This window comes from Flavobacterium enshiense (assembly GCF_022836875.1).
Taxonomy (GTDB): Bacteria; Bacteroidota; Bacteroidia; order Flavobacteriales; family Flavobacteriaceae; genus Flavobacterium; species Flavobacterium enshiense_A.
Window position 1 is genome coordinate 509,309 of record NZ_CP090376.1, and the last position, 24,981, is coordinate 534,289.

A 24,981-nucleotide genomic window follows, 5' to 3' on the forward strand; every position below is an offset into this window, starting at 1 on the left:
TTAATTACGAATTACGACAATTCGAGTAAGCTCTCTCTGAATTTATCTGCGTAATACTGGATAACATTCTGATCAAAATACGGTTCGTTTTCGATACGTCCGATCATTTTCAGTCCGGTTTTCTTCAGGATAATATCTTCCGAAGCTTTATCCCGATAGCTATCGGGATCATCGCCATTAAAAACGATTCCGACTATATCCAGCTTACGGCTTTTCAAAGCTTCCACCGTCAACAACGTATGATTAATGCTCCCCAAATAATGACGGGAAACGACTACCACTTTATGATCGGGTTGAATCAGATCGATAACACAATCCGCATCATTCAACGGCACAAAAACACCTCCTGCTCCTTCAATCACAAGATGGCTGTTGTTCCGATAGCTCTCGGGATTCGGTTCTTTTATATTTTTTATATCGATGGTGATTCCTTCCAATTCGGCTGCCAAATGAGGACTGGCCGGTGTATTGAGTGCATATGCGTTCGGGTGGAATTTTGTTTTTTTGTTTGAGATGTATTTCTCGACTTTATGACTGTCGGAATGTGCTAAGTCACCAGCCTGAACCGGTTTCCAGTAATCCGCTTCCAACGCTTCGGTGATGATGGCAGAAGCTATGGTTTTCCCAACATCCGTTCCGATTCCTGTAATGAATAATTTCATATGGTATTAAAAAACAAACTTACTTAACAATTGTAACACTTCAGTGATTTCTTCTTTCGAATTATAGCTGTGCAGACAAAAACGCAACCGCTCCTGCCCTTGCGGCACTGTAGGATGCAGAATCGCTTTTACATCATATCCATTCTCCAGAAGTTTTTCTGCCATGATTTTGACTTTTTCATTTCCCGGGATTATCGCCGACTGGATGGCCGACTTACTTCGCACAAACAACGGCTTCAACCCGAACAGGTTTTTCTCCTGATTGAAATGAACAATATTTTCTCGAAGTTGATTGATATTCTCCGCTTTCAATTGCCGGTAGGCCATCAAAATCGTCGCTACGGAATGCGGGGACAAGCCAGTAGTATAAATAAAACTTCGGGCGAAATTAATCAGATAGTTTTTCAGGTCCTGACTTCCCAGAACAGCCGCGCCATGACAACCCAAGCCTTTACCGAAAGTCATGATTCGGGCAAAAACCTTATCCTGTAAGTTTATGCTCTGCACCAATCCTTCGCCTTTTTCACCAAAAACACCGAGAGCATGGGCTTCGTCAAGCACCAAAAGACATTGGTATTTTTCACATAAAGTGATTAATTCTTCTATGTTCGGACAATCACCATCCATAGAAAAAACGCTTTCGGTTACGATGTAGATTTCGGAATTGTCATTTTTAAACCGAAGAATCAGTTTTTCCAACGCTTCAAAATCATTGTGCTCGAACTTATAGGATTTCGCATTCGACAACTGAATCCCGTCTCGAATGGATGCATGGCTCAGTTCATCATACAAAATCACATCACTTCGTTGCGGCACGGAACTGAAAAACCCAACATTGGCATCATAACCCGAATTAAAAATCAGCGCACTTTCCGACTCGTGGAATTTTGCAATAAACTCCTCCGCTTCCGAATACAAAATATGATTCCCCGAAAGCAAACGCGAACCGGTAGCCCCATTGCTTTTCAAATTTCTTTCCGATAAAAACTTGTGAGTGGCATCAAAAATGAGTTCACTTTTGGAAAAACCTAAATAATCATTGGACGAAAAATCAATCAGCGTATTTGCTTCCGATAACTTACGGAGGGAATGACTCTGAATCCGCTGGTTTAACTTGCTGCTTAATAATTTTGGGAAATGTTTCATGGTTCAAAAATAAAAAAAGCACAACAAATACTCGTACCTTTATAGTTTAATTTCAAAGGGATTGATGTGAAAAATGACACATAAATTCCCAAAACGCCTTGACTACCCTTATCATCTGAATGCTATCTGAGAGCCTGATTTTGAAATTAAAATTTTCAGAAAAAGTAAGAAACTCCAACAAAACAAACCTCAGCAGAGGTAAAACGTGGAAAATTTAGTAGTTTCGCTTTAACAATAACATCATTTTTCAATGGCACTACGATCCAGAAAGCAAAAGTTTTTTCTTTTCCTAAAAATCCTGGCAGTACTGTTACTGCTGGCGCTGGCCGGAATGTATTTCTTCCGCGATATGTTATTGCAAAAAGCAATCGCCAAAGTAAAATCCAAATTCGATACCGAATACAACTGCCATTTTTCAGTTAAAAAGGCGGCTTTCATTGGAGCTACCGGTGTAGAACTTCATGATATTGTCTTAGTCCCAAAAAAAGCAGACACGCTTTTATCTGTCCAGAATATAAAAACCAGTTATAATATTTTGGAGTTGCTTACGGGGGATATTCAACTGAAGAGCCTCGAAATGAACAACGGTTTTATTCAATTCGTTAAAAATAAAAACGGCCGTAATTTTGATGCTTTTCTCAACGGACAAACAGAGGAAAAATCAAATAAAAAACGCAATTACGCCAAAGTGGCCTACCGACTATTATCGAAAGCACTGAACCTGGTTCCGACCGAAATGAAACTAAAAAACCTGTCACTCCGCATGGATGATATGGGACGCAAAGTTACTTTACACATGAACGATTTGCGCCTGGAAGATCATCAGCTGCAAACGGCCATCCTTGTAAAAACCAATACGTTTTCGCAAAACTGGAACATCAAAGGTTTTGCCAATCCCCGCGAGAAAAAAGCCGACCTGAAATTCTTCAACAGCGATACTTCCAAAATTCAGTTGCCATATATTGACGAGCGTTTCGGACTCAAATCGAGTTTTGACAATATCCACATAAAGCTGGACAAACTAGAAATGGAAAGCGGCGAATTGCACATCGATGGCTTTACTTCGATTGAAAATTTCACCATCAATCATCCGAAAATAGCCAAAAAAGACGTGGTGATTAAAAATGCCCGTTTTGATTACCGTTTCCTATTGGGACGCGATTTCATTTCGATTGATAGCACCTCATCGGCACAACTGAACAAAATCAAAGTCCATCCGTTTGCAGAGTATAACACCGAAGAAGACACGATTTACAAACTGAAGCTACACATCCCAAAAATGAAAGCCCAGGATTTCATTGTGTCACTTCCGCAAGGTTTGTTTAGGCATTTTGAAGGGATGGAAGTCGAAGGAGGTTTTGATTATAAACTGAATTTCGAATACAACACGAACAAACCGGACAAGCTGATTTTCGACGTCAAACTCAATAAAGAAAACCTTCGCATTTTGAAATATGGCGAAGCCAATCTAGCGAAACTCAACGGAGAATTCACCTATCGAGCGATTGAAAACGGTGTTGAGCAGCGCCCTATTTTGGTGGGAGCCGGCAATCCGAATTATACCCCGCTGGATCAGATTTCGCCTTACCTGGAAAAAGCCGTTTTAACCAACGAGGATCCTTCATTTCGTCGTCACCACGGATTTATCAACGAAGCCTTTAAACAGTCGATTGTCAAAAACATCCGAACCAAGAAATTTGCCCGAGGCGCCAGCACCATTAGCATGCAGCTGGTGAAAAACGTATTTCTGACCCGCGAAAAAACACTCTCACGAAAACTGGAAGAAATCCTGTTGGTGTATGTTTTGGAAAACAACCGTATTGCTACCAAATCCAGAATGCTGGAAGTCTATTTCAACGTGATTGAATGGGGTCCGAATGTATATGGAATCGGCGAAGCAGCACATTTTTATTTCCAGAAAAGTCCGAATGACTTAACACTGAACGAGTGTTTATACCTGGCTTCCATAGTACCGAAACCAAAGAAATTCATGTGGCAGTTTGACGACGAAGGAAACCAGAAATCATACGCGCAAAAAAATCAGAACTACATTAAAAACCTGATGCTGCGCCGCGCGTTGATTACCTCGGAAGACACCATTGGACAATCGGCTCCAATTTATATTTCCGGTCGTGCCCGCTCGTTTTTAAAGATAAAAGTGGTTCAGGACACTATTCCGACCGAAACGAATTTGGCGGATGAGTTTGATTTTTAGGAAAGGTGTAAGTTTAAAGATCCTTTATTATAATCCGTTTAATCCGCGTGCCATAATATCACCATTCCTACTTAAAATTCCTCAGAAACTCATCTTTATAAGTAGGCGAAATTTCGATTTCCGCACCGTCATTCAGCATGATGTAGCCGCCTTTGTTGTATGATTTCACAAAATTGATGTTGATGATGTGCGATTTGTGCACACGTAAAAAAGGAAACGGCAAGATCTCCGAAAAATGTTTCAGGAATCGACAGACCATTTTTTTGCTGCCATCGGCCAGGTGTAAATCGGTGAAATTACCATTACCGCGCAATCGGACGATATCTTCCATCTTTACCACTTCGAAACCCTCCAGGGTAGGAAGAATGACCTGTTTCTTTTCCGGTTGGGTTTCCCTGAAATTTTCAACGATGATTTTATTCCGATTGAAAAGCTCATGGTTCAGAATATGCTGCTGTACTTTATTGACCGCCACGATCAGTTCTTCAATGCTGATGGGTTTTAGCAGATAATAAGCTGCACTTTGGTTGAGGGCTTTCAGCGAATACTCGGAAAAAGCGGTCACGAAAATCGTCTCGAAATGCAAATCCTTACAGGCTTCCAACACGTCAAAAGCATTTCCGAAAGGCATTTCCACATCCAGAAAAACCAATTGTGGGGTCACTTCATGCAATAATGGAACTGCTTCTCTTATGTTTTGTGCTTCGCCGATGACTTCCACCTGCGGGCAATATTTACCCAAATAATTTTTGAGCACTTCCCGCGCGGCAGTTTCATCTTCAACAATTACGGCTTTTATTTTCTGTATGTTCATCATATTTTGTCTAGCAATGGAAAAGTTATAGTCACTAAGGTTCCTGTAGTCCCGCAGTTCTTTTCAGTAACGGAAAAATCGATTTGTGTTTTGTACAATTCATTCAATAAACTGATGCGTTCCTTGGTGTTGGTCACGCCGCGCGACTGGTGTACTTTCTGGTTACGGGTTTTCAGTGCGGCACTTTCGGTCAGTCCGATGCCGTTATCGTCTACCATCACGGAAACTTTCCCGCGGTTCAGTTCGAATTTCAACAGTAACACCCCTTTGGTTTCTCTGTAACGCAATCCGTGCCAAATCGCGTTTTCCAGATGCGGCTGAATGAGCATGTTGGGCACGAAAGTCGTTTCTGTATCCAAGGCATCATCTACTACAATCTGATAGTCGAATTTATCCTGAAAACGCAAGTGTTCCAAATCCAGATACTTTTTCATCTGTTCTATTTCACTGCCTAAACCGATAAAGTCCTTGTTGGAATTCTCCATCATGTTGCGCATCAGGTGCGAATAGGATGTCAGGTATTTATTGGCTTCCAGTTCTTTATTTTGCGAAATGAACTGATTCACACTGTTCAGGCTGTTGAAAATAAAATGCGGATTCATCTCCCGGCGCAGCGACTGCAAGGCAATTTCCTTGTTCTTGGTTTTGATGGAATACAGTGCCTTCACAATTAATCCTACCAGCAAAAGCAATAACAATAGTGATCCCATCAACACATAATTGAATGTATTTTTCTTGGCGATGAGCTCGTCTTTCAGCCCTTTTTCCTTTTCCAGCTGACGGATTTTTTCCTCGGTAACCTGAAAGGTCTTTTCATCTATTAAAGAGCTGTCGTTTCGGATGAGTTTGTCGAAATTCTGAAAGAAATCGTCGTATAAGGTGATGCTTTCCTTGTCCTTCCCATTGGCTTTGTAATATTGCAGCAACTGCAAGACACTTGTTTTCACCTCAGCGGTTTTCCCTTGCTGCAATGCCAACTGATAGGCTTGTTTTAAACAGTGAATCGCTTTTTCTGGTTCGTTCTTCTTAAAATAGATGGTCGCCTGCGTTTGCAACTGCTTGATTTGCGTATCGAAATCGTTCGTTTTTTTAGCTTCGTTCAATAATTTTTCACTGATCCCCAACGCCTTATCGAACTGGTTGTCTGAAGCATATACTTTAGCAATCTCCGTTTTCAGCTTGACCACTTCTTCAGGTTTGTCTTTCACATAAGAAATAGCCTTCTCATAACTCTGAATTGCTACTTCCTTGTTCTTTTGCTGAAGATTGGCTTCCGCCCGTTGCACATAAGCATCGGCTACTTCGGCTTTTTTATCTTCTTTTTCCAGCAACTTAATGTTCGCATTGGAATAATTCATCTGAGCCGCCGGACTATTGGTACTTCGCAGGCGATTGGCGTCGTTTCTGTTTACCTGCTCTTCACTTTTTTCCATAGAAGCTGCTCCTGCCGCTTCATAATTCTGAATTGCCGAACTGATTTTTTTTTGTGATTCCTGCACTTTGGCCAAACTTCTTGTAACTCTTGTCTGATCGCGATTGCGTTTCAGTTTCGTATACGTAGTCAATGCCTTTTTCAGGTATTCTTCCGCTTTGGCGTTGTCGCCTTTTTCGATGAATCCGTCGGCCAGCTTTTCATAATTTTTGGCAATTTCCACCTCATCGTTAGCATCCAAAGACTCCTTCAGATCATCGGCCGCTTTGCTGATTTTATGTGAAGCTGCTTTTTTACTTTTTACTGCGGAAGGCTGAATAGTGTCCTGCGCCGAAGCCTCAAACGCAAGGTTCAGCAGTAAAAAAATAAAAGCAAAAAGGGCCTTTTTCAGTGACATACTACAGTGTTTCTATGTAAATGTAAAGTAAATATTTTAAAAACGGTCCCGCAAGTTGTTTCACCAAGTCAAAACCCGGTTTCACCCATTCTGCAAAAAAGATGCTGATTCTCTGGATAATTTTGAGATAGAATCTTAAACCAAAAAATCATGAAAACGGAAAATTTAGCAATAGTATTAAGTGCCACAGCATTACTTACAGGCATCATCTTGAAAGACAGAATCACACCTGAAAACAAATTTATCGCAACTCATGAAAAACCAGTAGACAAAGAAAAACCTTGCGTATTTATGTCGGTGATGGGTGAACAATCCGTTACCGATTATGCGAAATACAAAAATGACTCCAACAACCTTTCTGCCATCGACAAAGGTGAAAAATGGTTAATCGAAGCCCAAAACATCGATGGCGGTTGGGGGGCTGGTTCTCATGGCAATCAAGCCGAAATGAACCCACACGCGGTAAGTTCGGATCCGGCAACTACGGCTATGGTTTCCATGGCACTATATCGCATGGGCTACTCTATCGAAAAAGGAAAATACAAAAATCAATTGAAAAGTGCACTTGACTTTCTTTTATCGGAAGTCGAAAAAAACAAAAACAGCGACTACATCACGCAGGTACGCGGGACACAGATTCAAACCAAATTGGGTCAGAATATCGATGCGGTACTCACACTGCAATTCCTAAATCAGGTAGTTCCGACTTTATCTGATAAAAAATTGACTAAAAGAGTCGAAAACGCAATTCAGATTTGCGTGGACAAAGTAGAAAAATCATATGATGCCAGCGGAAGAGTAAGCGGAGCCGGTTGGGCGGGCGTGCTGCAATCGTCATTTGCCAACGCCGGACTGGAGCAGGCTTCCAAAAACAAAAACATCAAGGTAGACAAAGACAAAATCGCAGCGGCAAGAAACTACCAGAAAGGCAATTATAATGCTGACAGCAAAACGGCCAAAACCGAAGACGGGGCCGGAATTATGCTCTATGCCGTGAGCAGTTCGGTCAGAGGGAGCGCCGCTGAAGCCAAAGAAGCCGAAACTGTGTTTGAAGAAGCCAAAGCATCGGGTAAAATCGATAAAAAAGCGGTTTTAAACCGTGATAATCTGGAGAAAATAGGTATTCCGAAGGAAAAAGCAGCCAGCTATGAAGTAGCGGATAAAGTTTACAAGGCAGCCAAAGTACAGGCCATGGACAACAAAGTAATGAACGGGTTCGGGAACAATGGTGGTGAAGAATTCCTGAGTTTCCTTCAAACCGGTGAATCGATGATCGTGAAAAAAGACGACGACTGGAAAACCTGGTACGACAACGTGAGCGGCAAGATGATAAAAATCCAAAATCAGGACGGCAGCTGGAACGGGCATCACTGCATTACCAGTCCGGTATTTTGTACTGCTACAGCTCTGTTGATTTTAACTATTGAAAATGATATCAAAACCTTACAACAATAACTAAAACTAAAACACCATGCGAACTACACTTATTACTTCCGTCCTTTTTGCAGCCGCCTTATCTTTTACGAATGGGATCAGCGCCTGCAGTAACGTTAAAAACGACAATGCTTCCATGCCAATCACTTATGCCAAAACAGCCAAAACAGAGAATACCAAAATCCAGGTGGCGATCCTTTTGGACACATCGAACAGCATGGACGGTTTGATTGAACAGGCAAAATCACGTCTGTGGAACATCGTTAACACATTAACAACACTGAAATACCACGGCAAAACCCCGGACATCGAAATCGGTTTATATGAATACGGTAACGACGGTTTATCCGCTCAATCCAATTACATCCGACAAGTTGCACCTCTGACCACCGATCTGGACCTTATTTCCGAAAAACTGTTCTCCCTTCGCACCAACGGCGGTTCGGAATATTGCGGTGCCGTGATAGCCGATGCCACCAAACAATTAAATTGGGGCAAGGACCAATCGAACATGAAATTGATTTACATTGCCGGAAACGAACCGTTCAACCAAGGCGGCATCAACTATAAAGAAGCCATCAGTGATGCACTGAAAAAAGATATTTACATCAATACAATTTTCTGCGGCAATCAGGAAGAAGGAATTCGGACTTTCTGGAAAGACGGAGCCGATGCCGGAAAAGGAAAATACTTCAACATCGATTCCAACAAAGCCGTGATTTACATTGTTACCCCTTATGATGTCCGAATTTCGGAGTGCAATGCCAAAATCAACGAAACATATGTAAGCTATGGGTATAAAGGGGCCGAAAAAAAGAAAAATCAGGAAATGCAAGATTCCAATGCGCAAGGAGTTTCGGCAGCAAATTACGCAGAACGCGCCGTAAGTAAATCAAAAGCAGTTTACAAAAACGACAGCTGGGATTTGGTAGATAAAGTAAAAGACGATGAAAGTGCCATTGATAAACTCAAAAAAGAGGAATTGCCGAAAGAACTGCAAAACAAGTCCAAAGCAGAAATCAAAGTTTACGTCGATAAAAAAGCGAAAGAACGCGAAGTTATTCAGAAAGAAATTGGCGAATTGGCAAAAAAACGCCAAACATACATCGATGCTGAAATGAAGAAAACCAACGCTCAGGATGATTTAGGCGGAGCAATTAACAGTTCGGTCATCGCTTTTGCAAAAACAAAAGGTTACACAGTAGAAAAATAAACATTAATCTCCATAATAAAAATCCTGGCTTTATGTCGGGATTTTTTTATAAATTTATAGTAATCAAACCATTAAGCAATGAAAGCAGTATTCCTTTTATTTTCTTTGGTATTTATCCAATGTACACAGCATTCCCAAACCGTGCCTCCGGTTATTGATTTGCAAAGTTTTGCAACTGGATTTTCATTGCCGGTAGAAATAACGCATTGCGGAGACAGCCGACTTTTTGTAGTGGAACAGGACGGTCTTATCAAAATCCTTAATTCCAACGGAACTACTAATGCAACTCCATTTTTAAACCTTTCTTCCTTGACTAATGCCGGCGGCGAACAGGGATTACTTGGATTGGCATTCCATCCCAATTATGATTCAAACGGTTATTTTTATGTGAACTACACCAAAGCCAGCGACGGAGCAACCGTTATTGCCAGATATTCGGTAAGTGCCGAAAATCCCAATGTGGCCAATCCTACAGGAAGCATTCTATTAACCATACCTCAGCCCTATTCCAACCATAATGGCGGTACGCTGAAATTTGGCGCCGACGGTTACTTATACATTGGCATGGGTGATGGCGGAAGCGGCGGTGATCCAGGCAACAGAGCTCAGAACATTGACGAACTTCTTGGAAAAATGCTTCGTATTGATGTCGATTCAGGTTCGCCTTATGGAATTCCACCAGGCAATCCCTATGCAAGTGTTGCAGGAGCTGATGAAATATGGGCGCTCGGACTTCGAAATCCTTGGAAATTCTCTTTCGACAGACAAAACGGCGATTTATGGATAGCAGATGTGGGTCAGAACCTACATGAAGAAGTCAATCGTGCCGGAAGTAGCGAAGCAGGGCTCAATTATGGATGGCGATGTTATGAAGGAAATTCCGCTTACAATACGTCTGGTTGTGCACCGCAGGCTACTTATAAAACCCCTTTAATAGTAACGGATCACTCTTCCGGATTCTGCTCTATCACGGGAGGATATGTTTATAGGGGTACCAGCTATCCCGGTTTTCAGGGTAAATACTTCTTTTCGGATTATTGCAAACCACAAATCTGCATGGCAGACGCATCAGGGAATGTTTTCTTTTCACAAACCTTCAGCGGCAACAGCTTTGTGACTTTTGGGGAAGATGTAAACGGAGAGCTGTATGTCGGCTCTATCAATAATGGGGTTATTTACAAGTTGGTTGACACAACTGTTATGTCGGTCACAAAAAACAACAAAAAATCATTTACGATTTATCCTAATCCTGCAAAATCGCAAATTTTTATACGAAGCAATGATGAATCCACTTATATGACTCATGCAGAGATTTTGGACTTCAACGGAAAAAAGCTGATTTCCCATCGGGCTGAAAAAATGCCTCAGCATTCCATTGAAACGGAAAACCTGGCGATTGGCCTTTATTTGTTGAAAGTGTTTACTAATTCAGGTCTCGTTTCAACCTACAAATTTTCAAAAAAATAAAACAAAAAAGCTCCCGATCACTTGAAGAACGGAAGCTTTTCGGTCTTTTATCTAAAATTAATTAAGGCGCCGGATTCGGAACTGATTCCTGAATTTTATTGATTTCAGCTAAAACCGCATCGGTCAGAACCACATCGAAGGCATTGATGTCTTCTTCCAATTGACTCATTGTCGTAGCCCCAATGATTGTTGATGTTACAAATTGCTGCTGATGCACAAAAGCAATTGCCATTTCCGTTAGCGCCAGATCATTATCGTGAGCCAGATCTTGATACAATTTTGTCGCCTTATGGCAGTTTTCATTCGTATAACGGGTAAATTGAGGAAACAAATCCAGGCGGGAATTTGGCACAATACCATTTAAATGCTTTCCGGTGATGAAACCGAACCCAAGCGGTGAATAGGCCAACAAACTAACTTTCTCTCGCACACAGATTTCAGAAAGTCCCACTTCAAACAATCGGTTCAATAACGAATAAGGATTTTGAATAGTGGCAATTCGCGGCAAATTATGTTTTTCACTTTCGTTCAAAAACTTCATTACACCCCAAGGATTTTCATTGGAAACCCCGATATGTTTGATTTTACCCTCTTTAATCAAACCATCAAAAACAGTCAGAACTTCCAGGATATTATCATTCCATTGATTGTCTATTTCCGAAACCCCTCGCTTTCCGAACATGTTCATCACACGCTCAGGCCAATGCATCTGATACAAATCGATGTAATCCGTCTGCAAGTTTTTCAAACTCAAGTCTACCGCTTCATGTATGCTTTTCTTTGAGAAATCGAGCGGCTTACGAATATAGCCCAATCCGCGGTTAGGTCCGGCGATCTTAGTCGCCACGATCAGTTCTTCCCTTCTGCTATTTCCGATTTTGTTAATCCAGCTTCCAATAAAACGTTCGGTACTTCCAAAAATATGCTCGTTACCTCCAATCGGATACATTTCGGCCGTATCGATAAAATTAATTCCCCTTTCTATGGCATAGTCCAATTGAGAATGGGCTTCGGCTTCCGTATTCTGGTTTCCGAAGGTCATCGTGCCTAAACAAATTTCGCTTACTTTTAAATCGGTATGAGGTAAAGTGGTATATTTCATTTGAGGTTTTTATTGTTTTTTGAGTGACTCATGGAACTCACAAGCTCGTTTCCTATTTTGAGTCGCAAAGATACAAAGTTGACAAATCTGCTGAAATAAAAAAGGCCCAGAATAAACTCTGAACCTTTGTTATTTAATTTGAAATCGTGATTAAATTTCGTTTAACATCTTGGTGATTTCATCCAATTTTGGTGTCAGGATGATTTCAATACGACGGTTTTTCGCTTTACCTTCCACTGTTTCGTTGCTCATTAAAGGCGAATACTCTCCACGACCAGCCGCAGTTAAATTTTCTTTTCTAACCATACCATTTGATGTAAGGATATTCACGATTGCTGTGGCCCGTTTGGTAGACAGATCCCAGTTATTTTCCACACCTCCGCCAATAGCTCCATTTATCTTATCGTTATCGGTATGTCCTTCAATTAATACGGAAATATCAGGATTATCCCCCAAAACTTTCCCCACTAAGTCCACCGCTTTTTTTCCGTCTGGATTTACTACCCAGCTACCAGATTGGAACAACAATTTATTTTCCATGGAAACATAAACCTTTCCGTCTTTTTGTTGCACAGTCAAACCTTTACCTTCAAACGCTCGTAGTGATTTTGACAAAGTTTCTTTCAGCTTGTTCATAGCCGCTTCTTTGGCTGCAATCATGCTTTCCAATTCGTTTACACGGTCGGAACGGTCTTTCAGATCTCTGTTTAATTTGTCCAAACGCGTTCTTTCAGCAGCAAGAGCTTTTTCTTTCGCTTCCAATTGAGCCAACAAATCACGGTTTTTATCCATATTGGATTTTAAAGCTTCGTCGCTGTTTTTTTCCAAAGCGTTATACGAAGACTGCAACGTTTTCAAATTATTACTTGCCGCTGCATAATCCGAAGCCAGTTTGTCTCTTTCGGCTTTCAGTTTATCCAGTTCCGCCTGCAATGTGGTTTTATCATTCTCCAATTGGCTTTTAGATGTTGATAATGCAGCATTATCATCGGCCAACTGACGGTTTTCTTTCTTTAAATCGGCGAATTTGGTTTCTAAATCCGTATACATTTTTTTAGAAACACAAGAGGTTGTTAAGGCTAACGCCAAAATTCCCGCAGACACATGTTTTATCATATTTTCGTGGTATTTATTGTTATTCTATTTCTACTAATACAGGGCAATGATCGGAATGTTTGGCTTCCGGTAAAATCACGGCACGTTTTAAACGGTTTTTCATCGGTTCACTCACCAGGTTATAATCAATCCTCCACCCTTTGTTATTGTTACGAGCGTTAGCGCGATAACTCCACCAGCTGTAATTATGCGGCTCCTTATTGAAATGACGGAAACTGTCGATGAAACCGCTTTTCATGAAATTATCCAGCCACGCACGCTCTTCAGGTAAAAACCCGGATACTTTAGCATTTCGGATTGGGTCATGAATGTCAATCGCTTCGTGACAGATATTATAATCACCGCCGATGATCAGATTCGGAACTTCTTTTTTCAGATTATTGACATAGGCTTGAAAGTCGTCCATATACTGAAACTTATGATCTAAACGGTCTATGTTCGTTCCGGAAGGCAAATACAAACTCATCACCGAAAAATCATCGAAATCAATTCTCAGGTTTCGTCCTTCCTTGTCCATATAATCGATTCCGGTTCCATACACTACATTCTTAGGCGCTACCTTTGAAAGTATGGCCACACCACTGTAACCCTTCTTTTCCGCAGGGAACCAATAATGATATGGATAACCTGAAAGTTCGAAATCTAGCGTAGGAATCTGTTCGGGAGTAGCTTTAATTTCCTGCAGGCAAATCACGTCAGGATTAGCGCTTTGCAGCCACTCGATAAAACCTTTGGTGATGGCAGCACGTATTCCGTTGACGTTATAGGATATAATCTTCATTCTAGGGCTAATCTTTTCCCAAATGTATAGAAAAAACCACCAAATTCGAAACACTATTTTCAATTACTTATAAACAATTAACCCTCAAATAAATAACAACAAAGGAATCAGATTTTACATTTATACTTCTGAAACATTTTAACGATTAGACTATTATTCCTATCTTTGTTTTTTCCCAAAAACCAAAAAATAAATGGGTTTAGTTACTGCGAAAGAAGTTGCAAAAGCAATAAATGCTGATAAATATGGTTTTTTAGGAACCTTCTCAGGCTGGTTACTGATGAAGGCGCTTAAAATTTCCACCCTTAATAAGATTTACAACAGGAACAAGCACTTAAAGGACCTTGAATTCCTCAATGCTATATTGGATGAATTTCAGATTAAATTTGAAATTCCGGAAGAAGATTTAAAACGACTACCAAAGGAAGGAGCGTATATTACGGTTTCCAACCATCCGCTGGGTGGAATAGACGGCATTTTACTTTTAAAATTAATGCTGGAAAGAGAACCGAATTTCAAAATTATTGCCAATTTCCTTTTGCATCGTATTGAGCCGATGAAACCGTACATCATGCCGGTGAATCCGTTCGAAAACCACAAAGACGCAAAGTCAAGCGTTATCGGAATCAAAGAAACCCTTCGTCATTTAAGTGATGGAAAACCATTGGGGATGTTTCCCGCCGGAGAGGTCTCCACCTACAGAGACGGCGAGTTAGTCGTAGACAAACCTTGGGAAGAAGGCGCCATCAAAGTCATCCGAAAAGCACAGGTTCCTGTGGTACCGATTTATTTCCATGCCAAAAACAGCAGGTTATTTTATTTACTTTCAAAAATAGATGACACCCTACGCACGGCAAAATTACCTTCGGAATTATTAACACAGAAAGACCGTGTGATTAAGGTCCGCATCGGAAAACCTATTCCCGTAACGGAACAAAATGAATACGAATCGCTGGATGCTTATTCTGAATTTTTACGCCGGAAAACCTATATGCTGGCCAACCCTTTCGAAACAGAAAACAAACTGCTTTCGGCTCCAAGTTTAAAATTACCGAAAAATCCGAAACAGATTGTCACGCCTGCTAAACAAGACCTGATCATCCAGGAAATAACCGAACTACGAAAGGGAGACTATCGTTTTCTGCAAAGCAAGAATTACGAGGTTTTCTTTGTGACAGCAGATAAGATTCCGAACATCCTTCATGAGATAGGACGTTTGCGTGAAATTACGTTCCGCGAAGTTGGCGAAGGAACCAATGAAGCCATCGACCTGGACAAATACGACAACTATTACCACCACATGTTCTTGTGGGATGACGACACCAAACAGATAGCAGGAGCTTATCGTATGGGATTAGGATCGCAGATTTTTGCCAAATACGGCATCGACGGTTTTTATCTTCAGGAGTTGTTCCGATTCGAGCCGGAGTTGTTTGACATGATGAGCAAATCCATCGAAATGGGCCGTGCGTTCATTATCAAAGAATTCCAACAGAAACCAATGCCTTTGTTTTTGCTTTGGAAGGGTATTGTTCACACAACCTTACACTATCCGGAGCATAAATTCCTAATTGGCGGCGTAAGTATTAGCAACCAGTTTTCAGAATTTTCGAAATCGCTGATGATTGAATTCATGAAATCGAATTATTATGATCCATATATTGCACAATATGTACATCCTAAAAAAGAATACAAAGTAAAATTAAAAGACGCCGACAAAGATTTTATTTTTGATGAAGCGGAGCATGACTTAAACAAGTTTGATAAAATTATTGACGAATTGGAGCCTGGAAGTTTGCGCTTGCCGGTATTGATCAAAAAATACATCAAACAGAATGCTCGTGTTGTCGCTTTCAACGTCGACCCGCTATTCAACAATGCTGTTGACGGGCTGATGTACATCCGCATAGCCGATATTCCTGAAAGCACCATGAAACCGGTTATCGAGGAATTTCAGGCCGAACTGGAACGTAAACTAGCAGAAAAAGGGGAAAACCACTAAACTTTGGATTAAAACAATAATTGCCGCTAATATTTACAAGAAAATAAGTAAAAGAAGAGCAATACAATCATAAAAAAAGTCCCGAAATTTTCGGGACTTTTTTATTTAAACGAATCACCACCTTTTAATCATTTAATGATATTCCACTTCTTCTAAAGACAGTTTAAAAGAAATTTCATCTTCAAGCAACATACAATAATCTGTAAAAATTTTTCACTTTCGTCTAGTTAAAACAATCCTCTATAAATTTCTTACATTAATTGTTAAGCTGAAAAAATAAAAATCTAAGTAAAACACAAATTCACTGATAATCCGTAAGAAAACAACAAAATCTCCCCATTACTTTATTACCAAATGCTAAAACATTGCAATATTCTTCTATTTTTGCGTAGCTAAAACCAACCACCACGAAATGAGACTTTTACTTTTCATATTATTAATCACTTACAATATAACGAGTGCCCAGCTAAGCAAAAAGCATTGGATTCCCCCAATTCACGCCCGAATCGGAGAAACCTTTGTTGCTGATCATTATATCTATCTATCAACTCCAGAAACAACGCCATTTCAAGTTACCGTTACAGGAGGAGACGGAACTCCTGTTGATGGCTCCCCGTTTACAATCTCTAGCGGAAACCCAGCTACTGTAAGCATAGGTTTCAGCCAGCCTTCAATAATGTTTCTGTCGAACAGCGACCTCAACATCGTAAAACAAGACAAAGGATTGATATTGGAAGGCAGTAAAGAATTTTACGCCACCTTTAAGGTTCGTGCACAAAATCATGCAGAAATCTTAGTTGCCAAAGGATATCAGGGCATCGGAACAGAATTTCGCCTTGGGGGTTTACCTCAAAACGAAGACGGTGATCTCCGGAATTTTTTCGCCAGTTTTATGGCGACCGAAAATAATACAACCGTAATTCTTTCGGATTACTCGCCTGATGTTGAATTTGCAATGAATGGCACCACAATAGATGCAGACACCCAGACATTTATAATGAACGCCGGACAATCCGTTACAGTATCCGGATATACGAATATACCAGGCAACTTAACTGGCTTCATAGGAGCATTAGTCACCTCTACCAAACCTATCGCCGTAAATACCGGAAACGCCTTGGCCGGCATGTCCACCCCACGAGATGGACAAGACTTTACTTTTGACCAGATTGTTCCAATAGAAGAAGTTGGAACGGAATACATTGTTGTGAAAGGAAATGGAAGCGACAATGTTGAGCATCCGCTAGCCATAGCCACACAGGACAACACCCAAATTTTCATCAATGGATCATCAACAGCATTTGCAACAATTAATGCCGGCGATTATGTATTGCTCCCTGCTTCATTTTATCAGGGGACAAACAACAAAAACATGTACATTACTTCATCCAAACCTATATACATGTATCAGATATTAGGAGGAACCACATCCGATGCCACATCAGGTTTAAATTTCATCCCTCCTCTGAGTTGCTTTTTCCAAAAAACAGTGGATTTAATTCCAAGCATTAATTCAATCGGATCAACCACTTATACCAGCGAAATTATCGCAGTAACATATGCCGGATCAACCATAAAAATAAACGGAAATACTATATCAGCACTACCGGAACCCGTTTTAGGAAACGCCCAATGGGTTACCTACAGACTTCAAGGTTACGCCGGAAATATTAAAGTCGAATCAAGCGGCCCGTTGGCAGTCGGACTGTTTGGATCAAGCGGTGCAGTTGGTTTTGCAGCCTATTACTCTGGTTTTGGTTCCGAACCAAAAGATACCCAAGTAGCCGTTTGCTCCAATACCACAACCGATTTATTTACCAAAATTGATGGAAATCCGGAGCCAGGAGGAACATGGACACCACCTTTAGCGAGTGGCACCGGCGTTTTCGACCCGGCAGTAGACGCACCAGGAATTTACAATTATAATTTTACAGGTCTGTGTGCAATTGTAAACGTTCAGGTTACTGTAACCATTCAGCAACCCCAGAATCCCGGCAACAACGCCCAAATAGATGTCTGCAACAACAACCCAACCTTTGATTTATTCCCACTTTTGGGAACAGGAGCCAACTCAGGAGGAACCTGGTCACCTGCTTTGGCCAGTGGCACATCTATTTTTAACCCTGCGGTTGATCGTTCAGGAATTTACACCTACACCCTTGCCGGGGATAATGTCTGCGCAGCGGTTTCCGCTACTGTGACAGTAACCGTGAATCCCGCTCCAACTGTAGCTGCTATATCTGACTACAAGATCTGTGATGATAATCTGGACGGAAACGACACTAACGGATCCGCAATGTTTAATTTCAGTACAAAAACAAGCGAAATTTTAAACGATCAAACTGGTATCCAAGTAACCTATCATCTAAATCAAAATGATGCAAACACTGGGAACAACCCTCAAACAACATTAGACACTAATGACAGAACTATATATGTACGTTTAACGAATTCATTGACAAACTGTTTTGTCACTTCATCATTTAACCTGTTTGTACAGCCTTTACCGGCAATAAACAACACCATCACATTAAAACAATGCGATGACAACCAGGATGCAATTACTATTTTTAATTTGACAGAAGCCAATGCTTTGATAAGCATTGATCCAAATGTACAATTTGGCTACTTCAGGACCAATGCGGACGCTCAGGCGAACACAAACCCTATAACCAACGTCACCAACTATACATCCGGAGGGGAAATCATCTGGATAAGGGTAACGAATCCTAACGGATGTTTCCGAATTGCAACCACAACACTTGTTGTGTCGGCGACTCAAATAAACGCTTCCATGGCACAAATACTGGAAGAATGCGATGTGCATATCGACCAGAACGATCCAGCAAATGACGGATATGCGTATTTTAACTTCGATTCGGCTACTACCGCTATTTTAAACTCCTTTACTAACAGTCAAAACCTGACAGTTACCTACTATGAAAATTTAAATGATGCACTTGCTGAAGAAAATGCAGTTACCGGAACAGCAGCAAACCCATACCGAAATATAACAGCAAACACACAAACCCTTTATATCCGCGTGGACAGCAACCTAAACAATGAATGCGTTGGATTAGGCCCTTTTTTAACCCTTGTCGTAAATCCGCTTCCGAAGGTAGAATTGGGTGACGACTTTACGCTTTGTTTAGATCCTGCAACTGGCTTAGGCTCTCAAAACATTGATGCTACACCATCAAATCCGGGTAATTACCATTACGACTGGAATCCAGCTAATCCAAGCGTTGACAGCAATGGAAATCAAAATGCTGTTTACAATATAACACAGGCTGGCACCTATTCTGTAATAGTAACCGAAACCACGACGGGATGTACTAATTCAGACAGTATTGTAATAGATTCGTCATCGGAGCCACTTTCCGTTTCAGCTGTACTTATCTCACCTTTGTTTTCCAGTGGACTTGCCACCATACAGGCTACTGCAGTTGGCGGATATGGAACATATGAATACAATATAGACGGCGTTCACTGGCAAAGCAGCAATATTTTCACCGGACTTACTAACGGAAGTTATACTATTTCAGTCCGAGACAAATCCGAATGCGGCATAAAGGTTTCCAATACAGTTTACACAGTAACCTACCCGAATTACTTCACGCCAAATGGTGACGGCTACAATGATACTTGGAATATAGACAATTTACTGCCTACTTATGAAGCGAAAATTTATATTTTCGACCGATACGGTAAATTGATAAAAGAAATCAGTCCGAACGGGGCTGGCTGGGATGGCACATTCAACGGAACTACGCTTCCTGCAACCGATTATTGGTTCAAAATTGAATTCACTGTAAATAATGCCCGAAACGAGTTCAGAAGTCATTTCACCTTAAAACGATAACCAATCATTTATTAATAAATCAAAAAGGGACAGTTTAAAGCTGTCCCTTTTTAATTAACTTTGTTTATGTCGATAAACTATTATACCACATGAAACTTTTCTTTCTTTTAACCCAAAATACAGCTATCGAAGAAAAAATAAAAAACGCACCCGATTCGAGTTATGAAATAGGTGTATTCATAGGCACTTTCCTTCCTTTCGCTGTTCTTGTAGGAATCGCTTACTGGATGTATTATCGCGCCAGAAAAAAAGAAAACAACCAATAATATTACCGCGTTTTTAACCAGCCCGTAATACTTAAACGAGGTTGTCTTACAGGCTTTACTTCGTGTTCTAACACCTGACTTTCAAAAATCACCATTCTTCCCTGCATAGGAACGACATTGAGCTCGGTTTCGTTACCGCCCTCATTTTGGTAAATCGTCAGTTCCCCTCCATAATCCATTTGCCAATGTTCCTCATTCAAATAACAAACCATAGAAAGTTTACGGCGGCTATCGTTTTGAAAAGTATCCAGATGTCTCTTGTAAAAAGTCCCTTCCGGATACAATGCATAGTGAAATTCCATATCCTGAATTCCCAAAAAACAGGTTCTGTTCAGATAGTGGACAAAATCATTGATCCGGTCAAAATATAATTGTTCTGCTTCGTCGGCATTCTGCTCATCCAACCAAAGAATAAAATCGCCGCGAACTTCATCCACAATCTGTTCCCTGTCCTGATTTCCGATAGCTGACTTTTTGAAGTTCTTTTCATCGAACTTTCGTAAGAGGTTTTTCCGCAACAGTGCCACCTCATCGGGTGTAAAAAAATTATCAGCGATACTGAATTTTTGATTCATCAAATCATCAATAATCATCTCATACTTCGGGTTGATTTCAAAATCGGCCATAGATTCGTATTTATACTACCAAAGATAAGATGAAAAACTCAAAATGCCTCGCTCGAATTAATTTACTAAATTTGTCCTCTAAATAAAGCGCGATGAGCAACATCAGAATCACAAAACAATTTTCTTTCGAAACCGGTCATGCCTTATACGGTTATGACGGAAAGTGCAAAAACGTTCACGGTCACAGTTACAAACTTTCGGTTACCGTTATCGGAAAGCCCATAACCGACACATCAAACGTGAAATACGGAATGGTGATCGATTTTGGTGATCTGAAAAAAATCGTGAAAGAAGAAATTGTTGATCTGTTCGACCATGCTACGGTTTTCAACAAAAACACGCCTCATATTGAATTGGCCAACGAACTTAAAAACAGAGGCCATCATGTTATCTTAGTCGATTATCAGCCGACAAGTGAAAATATGGTGATTGATTTTGCCGGGAAGATAAAAAGTCGATTGCCGCAGGACATTCACTTGCATTCGTTGAAGCTTCAGGAAACTGAGTCGTCTTTTGCCGAATGGTATCATTCCGATAATTGATTTTTTCAAACAGGCATTCAAAAGTTGTGGTGAAAAACCAGAAATTATAAAAAACCGACTGAACGTTTTTCAACACATTTATTTGACTTTAACCGAATTACCTGTAAATAATAATTTACATTTTTTATATTTGACTCCTCATCGTTATACCTATGAATCTTCCTGAAGCCAAAAAAGTTTATTTCGCGTCCGATCAGCATTTTGGCGCTCCAACTGCGGAAACAAGTTTCCCCAGGGAACAAAAATTCGTAGCCTGGCTTGACGAAATCAAGAAGGATGCCGATGCTTTATTCCTGTTAGGTGACTTATTCGATTTTTGGTTCGAATACAAAACGGTTGTTCCTAAAGGATTTGTGAGGGTTCTTGGAAAATTGGCCGAACTTCGTGACAGCGGAATACATATTTTTTTCTTCGTAGGAAACCACGACTTATGGATGTATGACTATTTTGAGAAAGAATTAAACATACCGGTATACCACAAACCAAAACATTTCACCATTAACGGCAAAGAATTTTTCATCGGTCACGGTGATGGTTTAGGCCCGGGCGATGTCGGTTACAAACGAATGAAAAAGGTTTTTACAAATCCCTTTTCGAAATGGCTTTTCCGATGGCTGCATCCGGACATAGGAGTTAAACTTGCCCAATACCTTTCGGTAAAAAACAAGTTGATTTCGGGTGCGGAAGATGTAAAATATTTAGGCAAAGAAAATGAATGGCTATATCAGTATGCCAAGAAAAAACTGGAAACCAAACATTATGATTTCTTCGTTTTTGGACACAGACATTTACCCCTTGAGATTTTGCTCAAAGAGGATTCCCATTACTTTAACCTGGGCGACTGGATAGGGTATTTTTCCTATGGTGTATTCGACGGAACCAATTTTGAATTGAAACGTCACAATCATTAACGATTATTAGGCGTCTGTAGAATGTTCCGTTTTCGGAATTTTTCCATGCCAGTATTGCATCAGCAATAAACTACCAACGAGTGAAGAAGCAATTCCTTCAAACAGTAGTCCAATACAATATTCGTTAATACGGGCTTTTCCTCCGGCGAATATAAACCCATCGGAAAGACTAGCCAGATAGGCCTCACCTCCGCGAGCGTGGATATACACCATCAACCCGAAAACACTCAAAGCTACCCCAATTGCGCATGTTAAGACACTGGACATGAAATTGTTCATGTATTCGTATTTCCCCTCAGCATAATTAGCTCTGATGGTTCTGCTGGCACCGTAAAGAACGATGAAAATATTAAAGAATCGCAAATACAAATGACCGGCCAGACCTAGCATCTCCATTACCAGAAAATAAAGTCCGATTCCAAGGAAAATAATAAACCCGTTTTTAAATTCTTTTCTGTTGAACATGATAGTAAATTTTTAGTTAAACAAAGAAGTCCTGAAAACCATAAAAGCTTAATTTTCAGTCACTTACTAAGTTACAAAAATTTACGATACGAATTTAAAAATTACCGCCCAATCTCTTTATCGGTTACGGGAAGCAGTATCCAGTCATTATGGAGGAAATAATCCCAATGAGCAGCTGCCAAATCAACATTCGGATCTATAAGTGCTTGAGGAGTTTTTCGATTTATGGAAACATAGCAATCGGCATAAATACTGACCTGAATTCCTTTTTTTTGAAATTCCGACTTAATACGCTGTGCCATTTGCCAAATCATATCCGGTTTGGTGGACATTCCTGCCAATTGCTTGCGGGTTAAATGGCTTTCAATCGGATAATAAATACGTTTTTTGGTTTTTTTATCAATAATCCGAAAATCAATTGTACCGTTTCGGTCGCGTAACATCATCCGCCAACTCAAGCGGTGCCCTTCTTCGGTCCATAAAACATCGCCTTTAATAAACCAGTGACGCAGAGGCAATGCTAATTGAAGAATAAAATAAGGAATAAAGAAAAAGTAAAGCAATGATTTTCCGGAATAGTTGTTACTCTCAGTTTCAGGCACAAGAGCCGGTTTGCGTTTTAGAAAAATTCCACGGATGGTTTCCGGCGCATAGAAAAAGACCGCAAAACTCAAAGCAAAATATGGGAATATCCCGATTTTAAGGAAGACAGAATTAAAAAGATGAAACAAAAATGAGGCAATAAGCGCCAAAGTCCTTGTACGTTTCCAAAGTAGCAATGGGACAATTAATCCGTCAAAAGCGATTCCGGCATAAGCTATGAAAATATGAAAATCGGGATTGCGGAACAGTTTTCTTATCAGCGAGAAGGTCCTAATTTCAGAAAACAAAATTCCGGTATACGTTCCATCGAGCCAATCAGGATAAAATTTTGCCACTGTTGCAAAAAAATATACAATCGCCACCTGAAAAATCATCACCCAAGAGCACCAGGCAGGCATGGTCAATTTTTCCAGCCCGGGATTTTGCTTCACATCGAGAGAAGCATATCGGTTAGCCGGAAGAAAAAGCATGATAATAGATATAAGCAACAGCAGGTAGTAGTGATTGTTATAGGACGTTTTCTGCATGAAATAGGCTCCCGCCCAAAAAAGCGTAAGCAAACCCAGAGTGTAACGGTACTTGTACCCCAGCATTACCGCCAACGACAAACACCCCATAATAACGAAATAAAGATACATTCCATATCCCGGTAACGGCTGAAGCCAATCCATGCCAATATGTGAAAATGTAAATTCGGGACTGATAAAATTATTCCTTACCCACCCGGTTAAAATAGCGCCAAAAGTTTCGCAGGCAAACAATAATCCGAAAAAAATCCGGAAAACAATTAACGGGGCGTTATCTATGGATTTGAACAATCGGGAAGTCATCTCGAAAACCGGCTAGCAATGTATTTTTGTGATATTTCTTTGTCTTTCCCCAACTGCATTCTTAAGTCATCCACCGAAGCAAATTTCTGTTCGTCCCGGATTTTTTCATAAACGGTAACCGTTATTCTTTTACCGTACAAATCCTGGTCGAAGTCAAAAAAATACACTTCAATGCTTTGGGTTTTTCCGCCAACGGTCGGATTGATTCCGATATTCATCATCCCGTAAACCTTTTCATTTCCGATTTCGGAAGAAACGATGTAAACGCCATTTTTAGGGATTAACTTGTAGCTTTCATCAATTTTGATATTTGCCGTAGGAAAATCTATAGTGCGTCCGAGTTTCCTGCCCTCGACAACCGTTCCGGAGAAAAAGTAATCATAACCCAAATACTGACTGGCCAGGACAACATTACCCTCATCCAAAGCATTTCGTACTTTAGTGGAACTCACAGAGACAGCATCTACTTCCTGTGCAGAAATCTGCTCCACTTCGAAACCATATTGTGTGCCGAAACGAATTAAATCATCGATAGTGGCCGTGCGGTTTTTACCAAAACGATGATCGTAGCCGATGATTATCTTTCTAACTTTAAACCTGTTCACCAGTATATCCCTGACAAATTCTTCTGCCGTAAGCTGCGAAAAAGCCTGATCAAAAGGATGAATGACCAAGTTATCAATTCCGACTTTTTCAAGTAGGAGGGATTTTTCTTCTATAGTGTTTAATAGTTTAATTTCAGAATCGTGCTGCAGTACCATTCTTGGGTGGGGGAAAAAAGTAAGCACTAAGCTTTCGCAACCCAATCTTTTACTTGAAGAAATCACTTTATCCAATATACTCTGATGCCCTATATGAACGCCGTCAAAAGTCCCCAAGGTAACTACGGTTCCTGCCGATGTACTGAATTCCTGTATGGATGAAACTATTTTCAATAGATGATGTTTGCGCAAAGGTAATTATTGTAATTCTATTTCAAAATAAGATGCCGATTGTTTTTATTTTCTGACTCACAATTCATTGCGTATAAAAAATTGTAACATTCTTGTTAAAAAAGTGAAAAATAAATGTACTTTTGAATCTAAACTAACATTC

The 24,981-nt window shown here is 40.4% G+C and carries 20 protein-coding genes; 9 read left to right on the top strand and 11 right to left on the bottom strand.

The window, feature by feature from the left end; translation table 11 throughout:
• Positions 1-11: 11 nt before the first annotated feature.
• Positions 12-662 (bottom strand): dethiobiotin synthase, encoded by a 651-nt coding sequence (gene bioD, locus LZF87_RS02345; protein WP_244341132.1) that lies wholly within the window; start codon positions 660-662, stop codon positions 12-14.
• Between the two features lie 6 nt (positions 663-668).
• Positions 669-1,808: an aminotransferase class I/II-fold pyridoxal phosphate-dependent enzyme gene (locus LZF87_RS02350; RefSeq protein ID WP_244341135.1), complete on the bottom strand. Its 1,140-nt coding sequence runs from the start codon at positions 1,806-1,808 to the stop codon at positions 669-671.
• A gap of 250 nt (positions 1,809-2,058) precedes the next feature.
• Here LZF87_RS02350 and LZF87_RS02355 point away from each other — a divergent pair, with 250 nt between their 5' ends.
• Entirely contained in the window at positions 2,059-4,023 is a 1,965-nt protein-coding gene (locus LZF87_RS02355; RefSeq protein ID WP_244341138.1) for a transglycosylase domain-containing protein, read from the top strand.
• Between the two features lie 67 nt (positions 4,024-4,090).
• Here the strand turns inward: LZF87_RS02355 and LZF87_RS02360 are convergent, their stop codons facing one another.
• Together LZF87_RS02360 and LZF87_RS02365 are read right to left on the bottom strand one after the other, a co-directional pair.
• Complete coding sequence (locus LZF87_RS02360) at positions 4,091-4,840, bottom strand: LytR/AlgR family response regulator transcription factor (protein ID WP_244341142.1); 750 nt, start codon at positions 4,838-4,840, stop codon at positions 4,091-4,093.
• Positions 4,837-6,666, bottom strand: a complete 1,830-nt coding sequence (locus LZF87_RS02365) for a tetratricopeptide repeat-containing sensor histidine kinase (RefSeq protein ID WP_244341145.1) — start codon at positions 6,664-6,666, stop codon at positions 4,837-4,839. The genes LZF87_RS02360 and LZF87_RS02365 overlap by 4 nt, the downstream gene beginning before the upstream one ends.
• A 150-nt stretch (positions 6,667-6,816) precedes the next feature.
• Between LZF87_RS02365 and LZF87_RS02370 the strand changes: the two genes are divergently transcribed.
• The 3 genes from LZF87_RS02370 (at position 6,817) to LZF87_RS02380 (ending at position 10,780) form a co-directional block, all read left to right on the top strand.
• Positions 6,817-8,121, top strand: a complete 1,305-nt coding sequence (locus tag LZF87_RS02370) for a hypothetical protein (protein WP_244341149.1) — start codon at positions 6,817-6,819, stop codon at positions 8,119-8,121.
• A 16-nt stretch (positions 8,122-8,137) separates the two neighbouring features.
• Positions 8,138-9,313, top strand: coding sequence for a vWA domain-containing protein (locus tag LZF87_RS02375; protein WP_244341152.1), 1,176 nt, complete (start codon positions 8,138-8,140; stop codon positions 9,311-9,313).
• Positions 9,314-9,391: 78 nt separating this feature from the next.
• A complete protein-coding gene (locus LZF87_RS02380) occupies positions 9,392-10,780 on the top strand; it encodes a PQQ-dependent sugar dehydrogenase (RefSeq protein WP_244341155.1) in 1,389 nt (462 codons plus the stop codon).
• Between the two features lie 61 nt (positions 10,781-10,841).
• Here LZF87_RS02380 and LZF87_RS02385 read toward each other — a convergent pair whose 3' ends face one another.
• From LZF87_RS02385 to LZF87_RS02395, 3 genes are all read right to left on the bottom strand, one after another.
• Positions 10,842-11,882, bottom strand: a complete 1,041-nt coding sequence (locus tag LZF87_RS02385) for an aldo/keto reductase (protein WP_244341158.1) — start codon at positions 11,880-11,882, stop codon at positions 10,842-10,844.
• Positions 11,883-12,032: 150 nt separating this feature from the next.
• Positions 12,033-12,998, bottom strand: coding sequence for an OmpA family protein (locus tag LZF87_RS02390; RefSeq protein WP_244341183.1), 966 nt, complete (start codon positions 12,996-12,998; stop codon positions 12,033-12,035).
• A gap of 19 nt (positions 12,999-13,017) precedes the next feature.
• Positions 13,018-13,779 carry an exodeoxyribonuclease III gene (locus LZF87_RS02395; RefSeq protein WP_244341204.1) on the bottom strand — a complete coding sequence of 254 codons (762 nt, stop codon included), beginning with the start codon at positions 13,777-13,779 and terminating at the stop codon, positions 13,018-13,020.
• A gap of 193 nt (positions 13,780-13,972) precedes the next feature.
• On the opposite strand from LZF87_RS02395, the gene LZF87_RS02400 reads away from it, so the two are divergent.
• From LZF87_RS02400 to LZF87_RS02410, 3 genes are all read left to right on the top strand, one after another.
• Positions 13,973-15,781 carry a GNAT family N-acyltransferase gene (locus tag LZF87_RS02400; RefSeq protein ID WP_244341206.1) on the top strand — a complete coding sequence of 603 codons (1,809 nt, stop codon included), beginning with the start codon at positions 13,973-13,975 and terminating at the stop codon, positions 15,779-15,781.
• A gap of 412 nt (positions 15,782-16,193) precedes the next feature.
• A complete protein-coding gene (locus LZF87_RS02405; protein WP_244341223.1) occupies positions 16,194-19,643 on the top strand; it encodes a T9SS type B sorting domain-containing protein in 3,450 nt (1,149 codons plus the stop codon).
• A gap of 89 nt (positions 19,644-19,732) precedes the next feature.
• Positions 19,733-19,909: a hypothetical protein gene (locus LZF87_RS02410; protein ID WP_244341242.1), complete on the top strand. Its 177-nt coding sequence runs from the start codon at positions 19,733-19,735 to the stop codon at positions 19,907-19,909.
• A 2-nt stretch (positions 19,910-19,911) separates the two neighbouring features.
• Here the strand turns inward: LZF87_RS02410 and LZF87_RS02415 are convergent, their stop codons facing one another.
• Positions 19,912-20,535 carry a 2OG-Fe(II) oxygenase gene (locus tag LZF87_RS02415; protein ID WP_244341245.1) on the bottom strand — a complete coding sequence of 208 codons (624 nt, stop codon included), beginning with the start codon at positions 20,533-20,535 and terminating at the stop codon, positions 19,912-19,914.
• A gap of 92 nt (positions 20,536-20,627) precedes the next feature.
• On the opposite strand from LZF87_RS02415, the gene LZF87_RS02420 reads away from it, so the two are divergent.
• Both LZF87_RS02420 and LZF87_RS02425 read left to right on the top strand, forming a co-directional pair.
• Positions 20,628-21,077 (top strand): 6-pyruvoyl trahydropterin synthase family protein, encoded by a 450-nt coding sequence (locus tag LZF87_RS02420; RefSeq protein ID WP_244341248.1) that lies wholly within the window; start codon positions 20,628-20,630, stop codon positions 21,075-21,077.
• Between the two features lie 152 nt (positions 21,078-21,229).
• Positions 21,230-21,988, top strand: a complete 759-nt coding sequence (locus LZF87_RS02425; RefSeq protein WP_244341254.1) for a UDP-2,3-diacylglucosamine diphosphatase — start codon at positions 21,230-21,232, stop codon at positions 21,986-21,988.
• A gap of 6 nt (positions 21,989-21,994) precedes the next feature.
• Here the strand turns inward: LZF87_RS02425 and LZF87_RS02430 are convergent, their stop codons facing one another.
• From LZF87_RS02430 to LZF87_RS02440, 3 genes are all read right to left on the bottom strand, one after another.
• Positions 21,995-22,453, bottom strand: coding sequence for a hypothetical protein (locus LZF87_RS02430; protein ID WP_244341272.1), 459 nt, complete (start codon positions 22,451-22,453; stop codon positions 21,995-21,997).
• 101 nt (positions 22,454-22,554) lie between these two features.
• Positions 22,555-23,886, bottom strand: coding sequence for an HTTM domain-containing protein (locus LZF87_RS02435; RefSeq protein WP_244341275.1), 1,332 nt, complete (start codon positions 23,884-23,886; stop codon positions 22,555-22,557).
• Entirely contained in the window at positions 23,883-24,821 is a 939-nt protein-coding gene (locus LZF87_RS02440) for a bifunctional riboflavin kinase/FAD synthetase (RefSeq protein WP_244341277.1), read from the bottom strand. Before LZF87_RS02440 ends, LZF87_RS02435 begins: the two co-directional genes overlap by 4 nt.
• Positions 24,822-24,981: the final 160 nt, after the last annotated feature.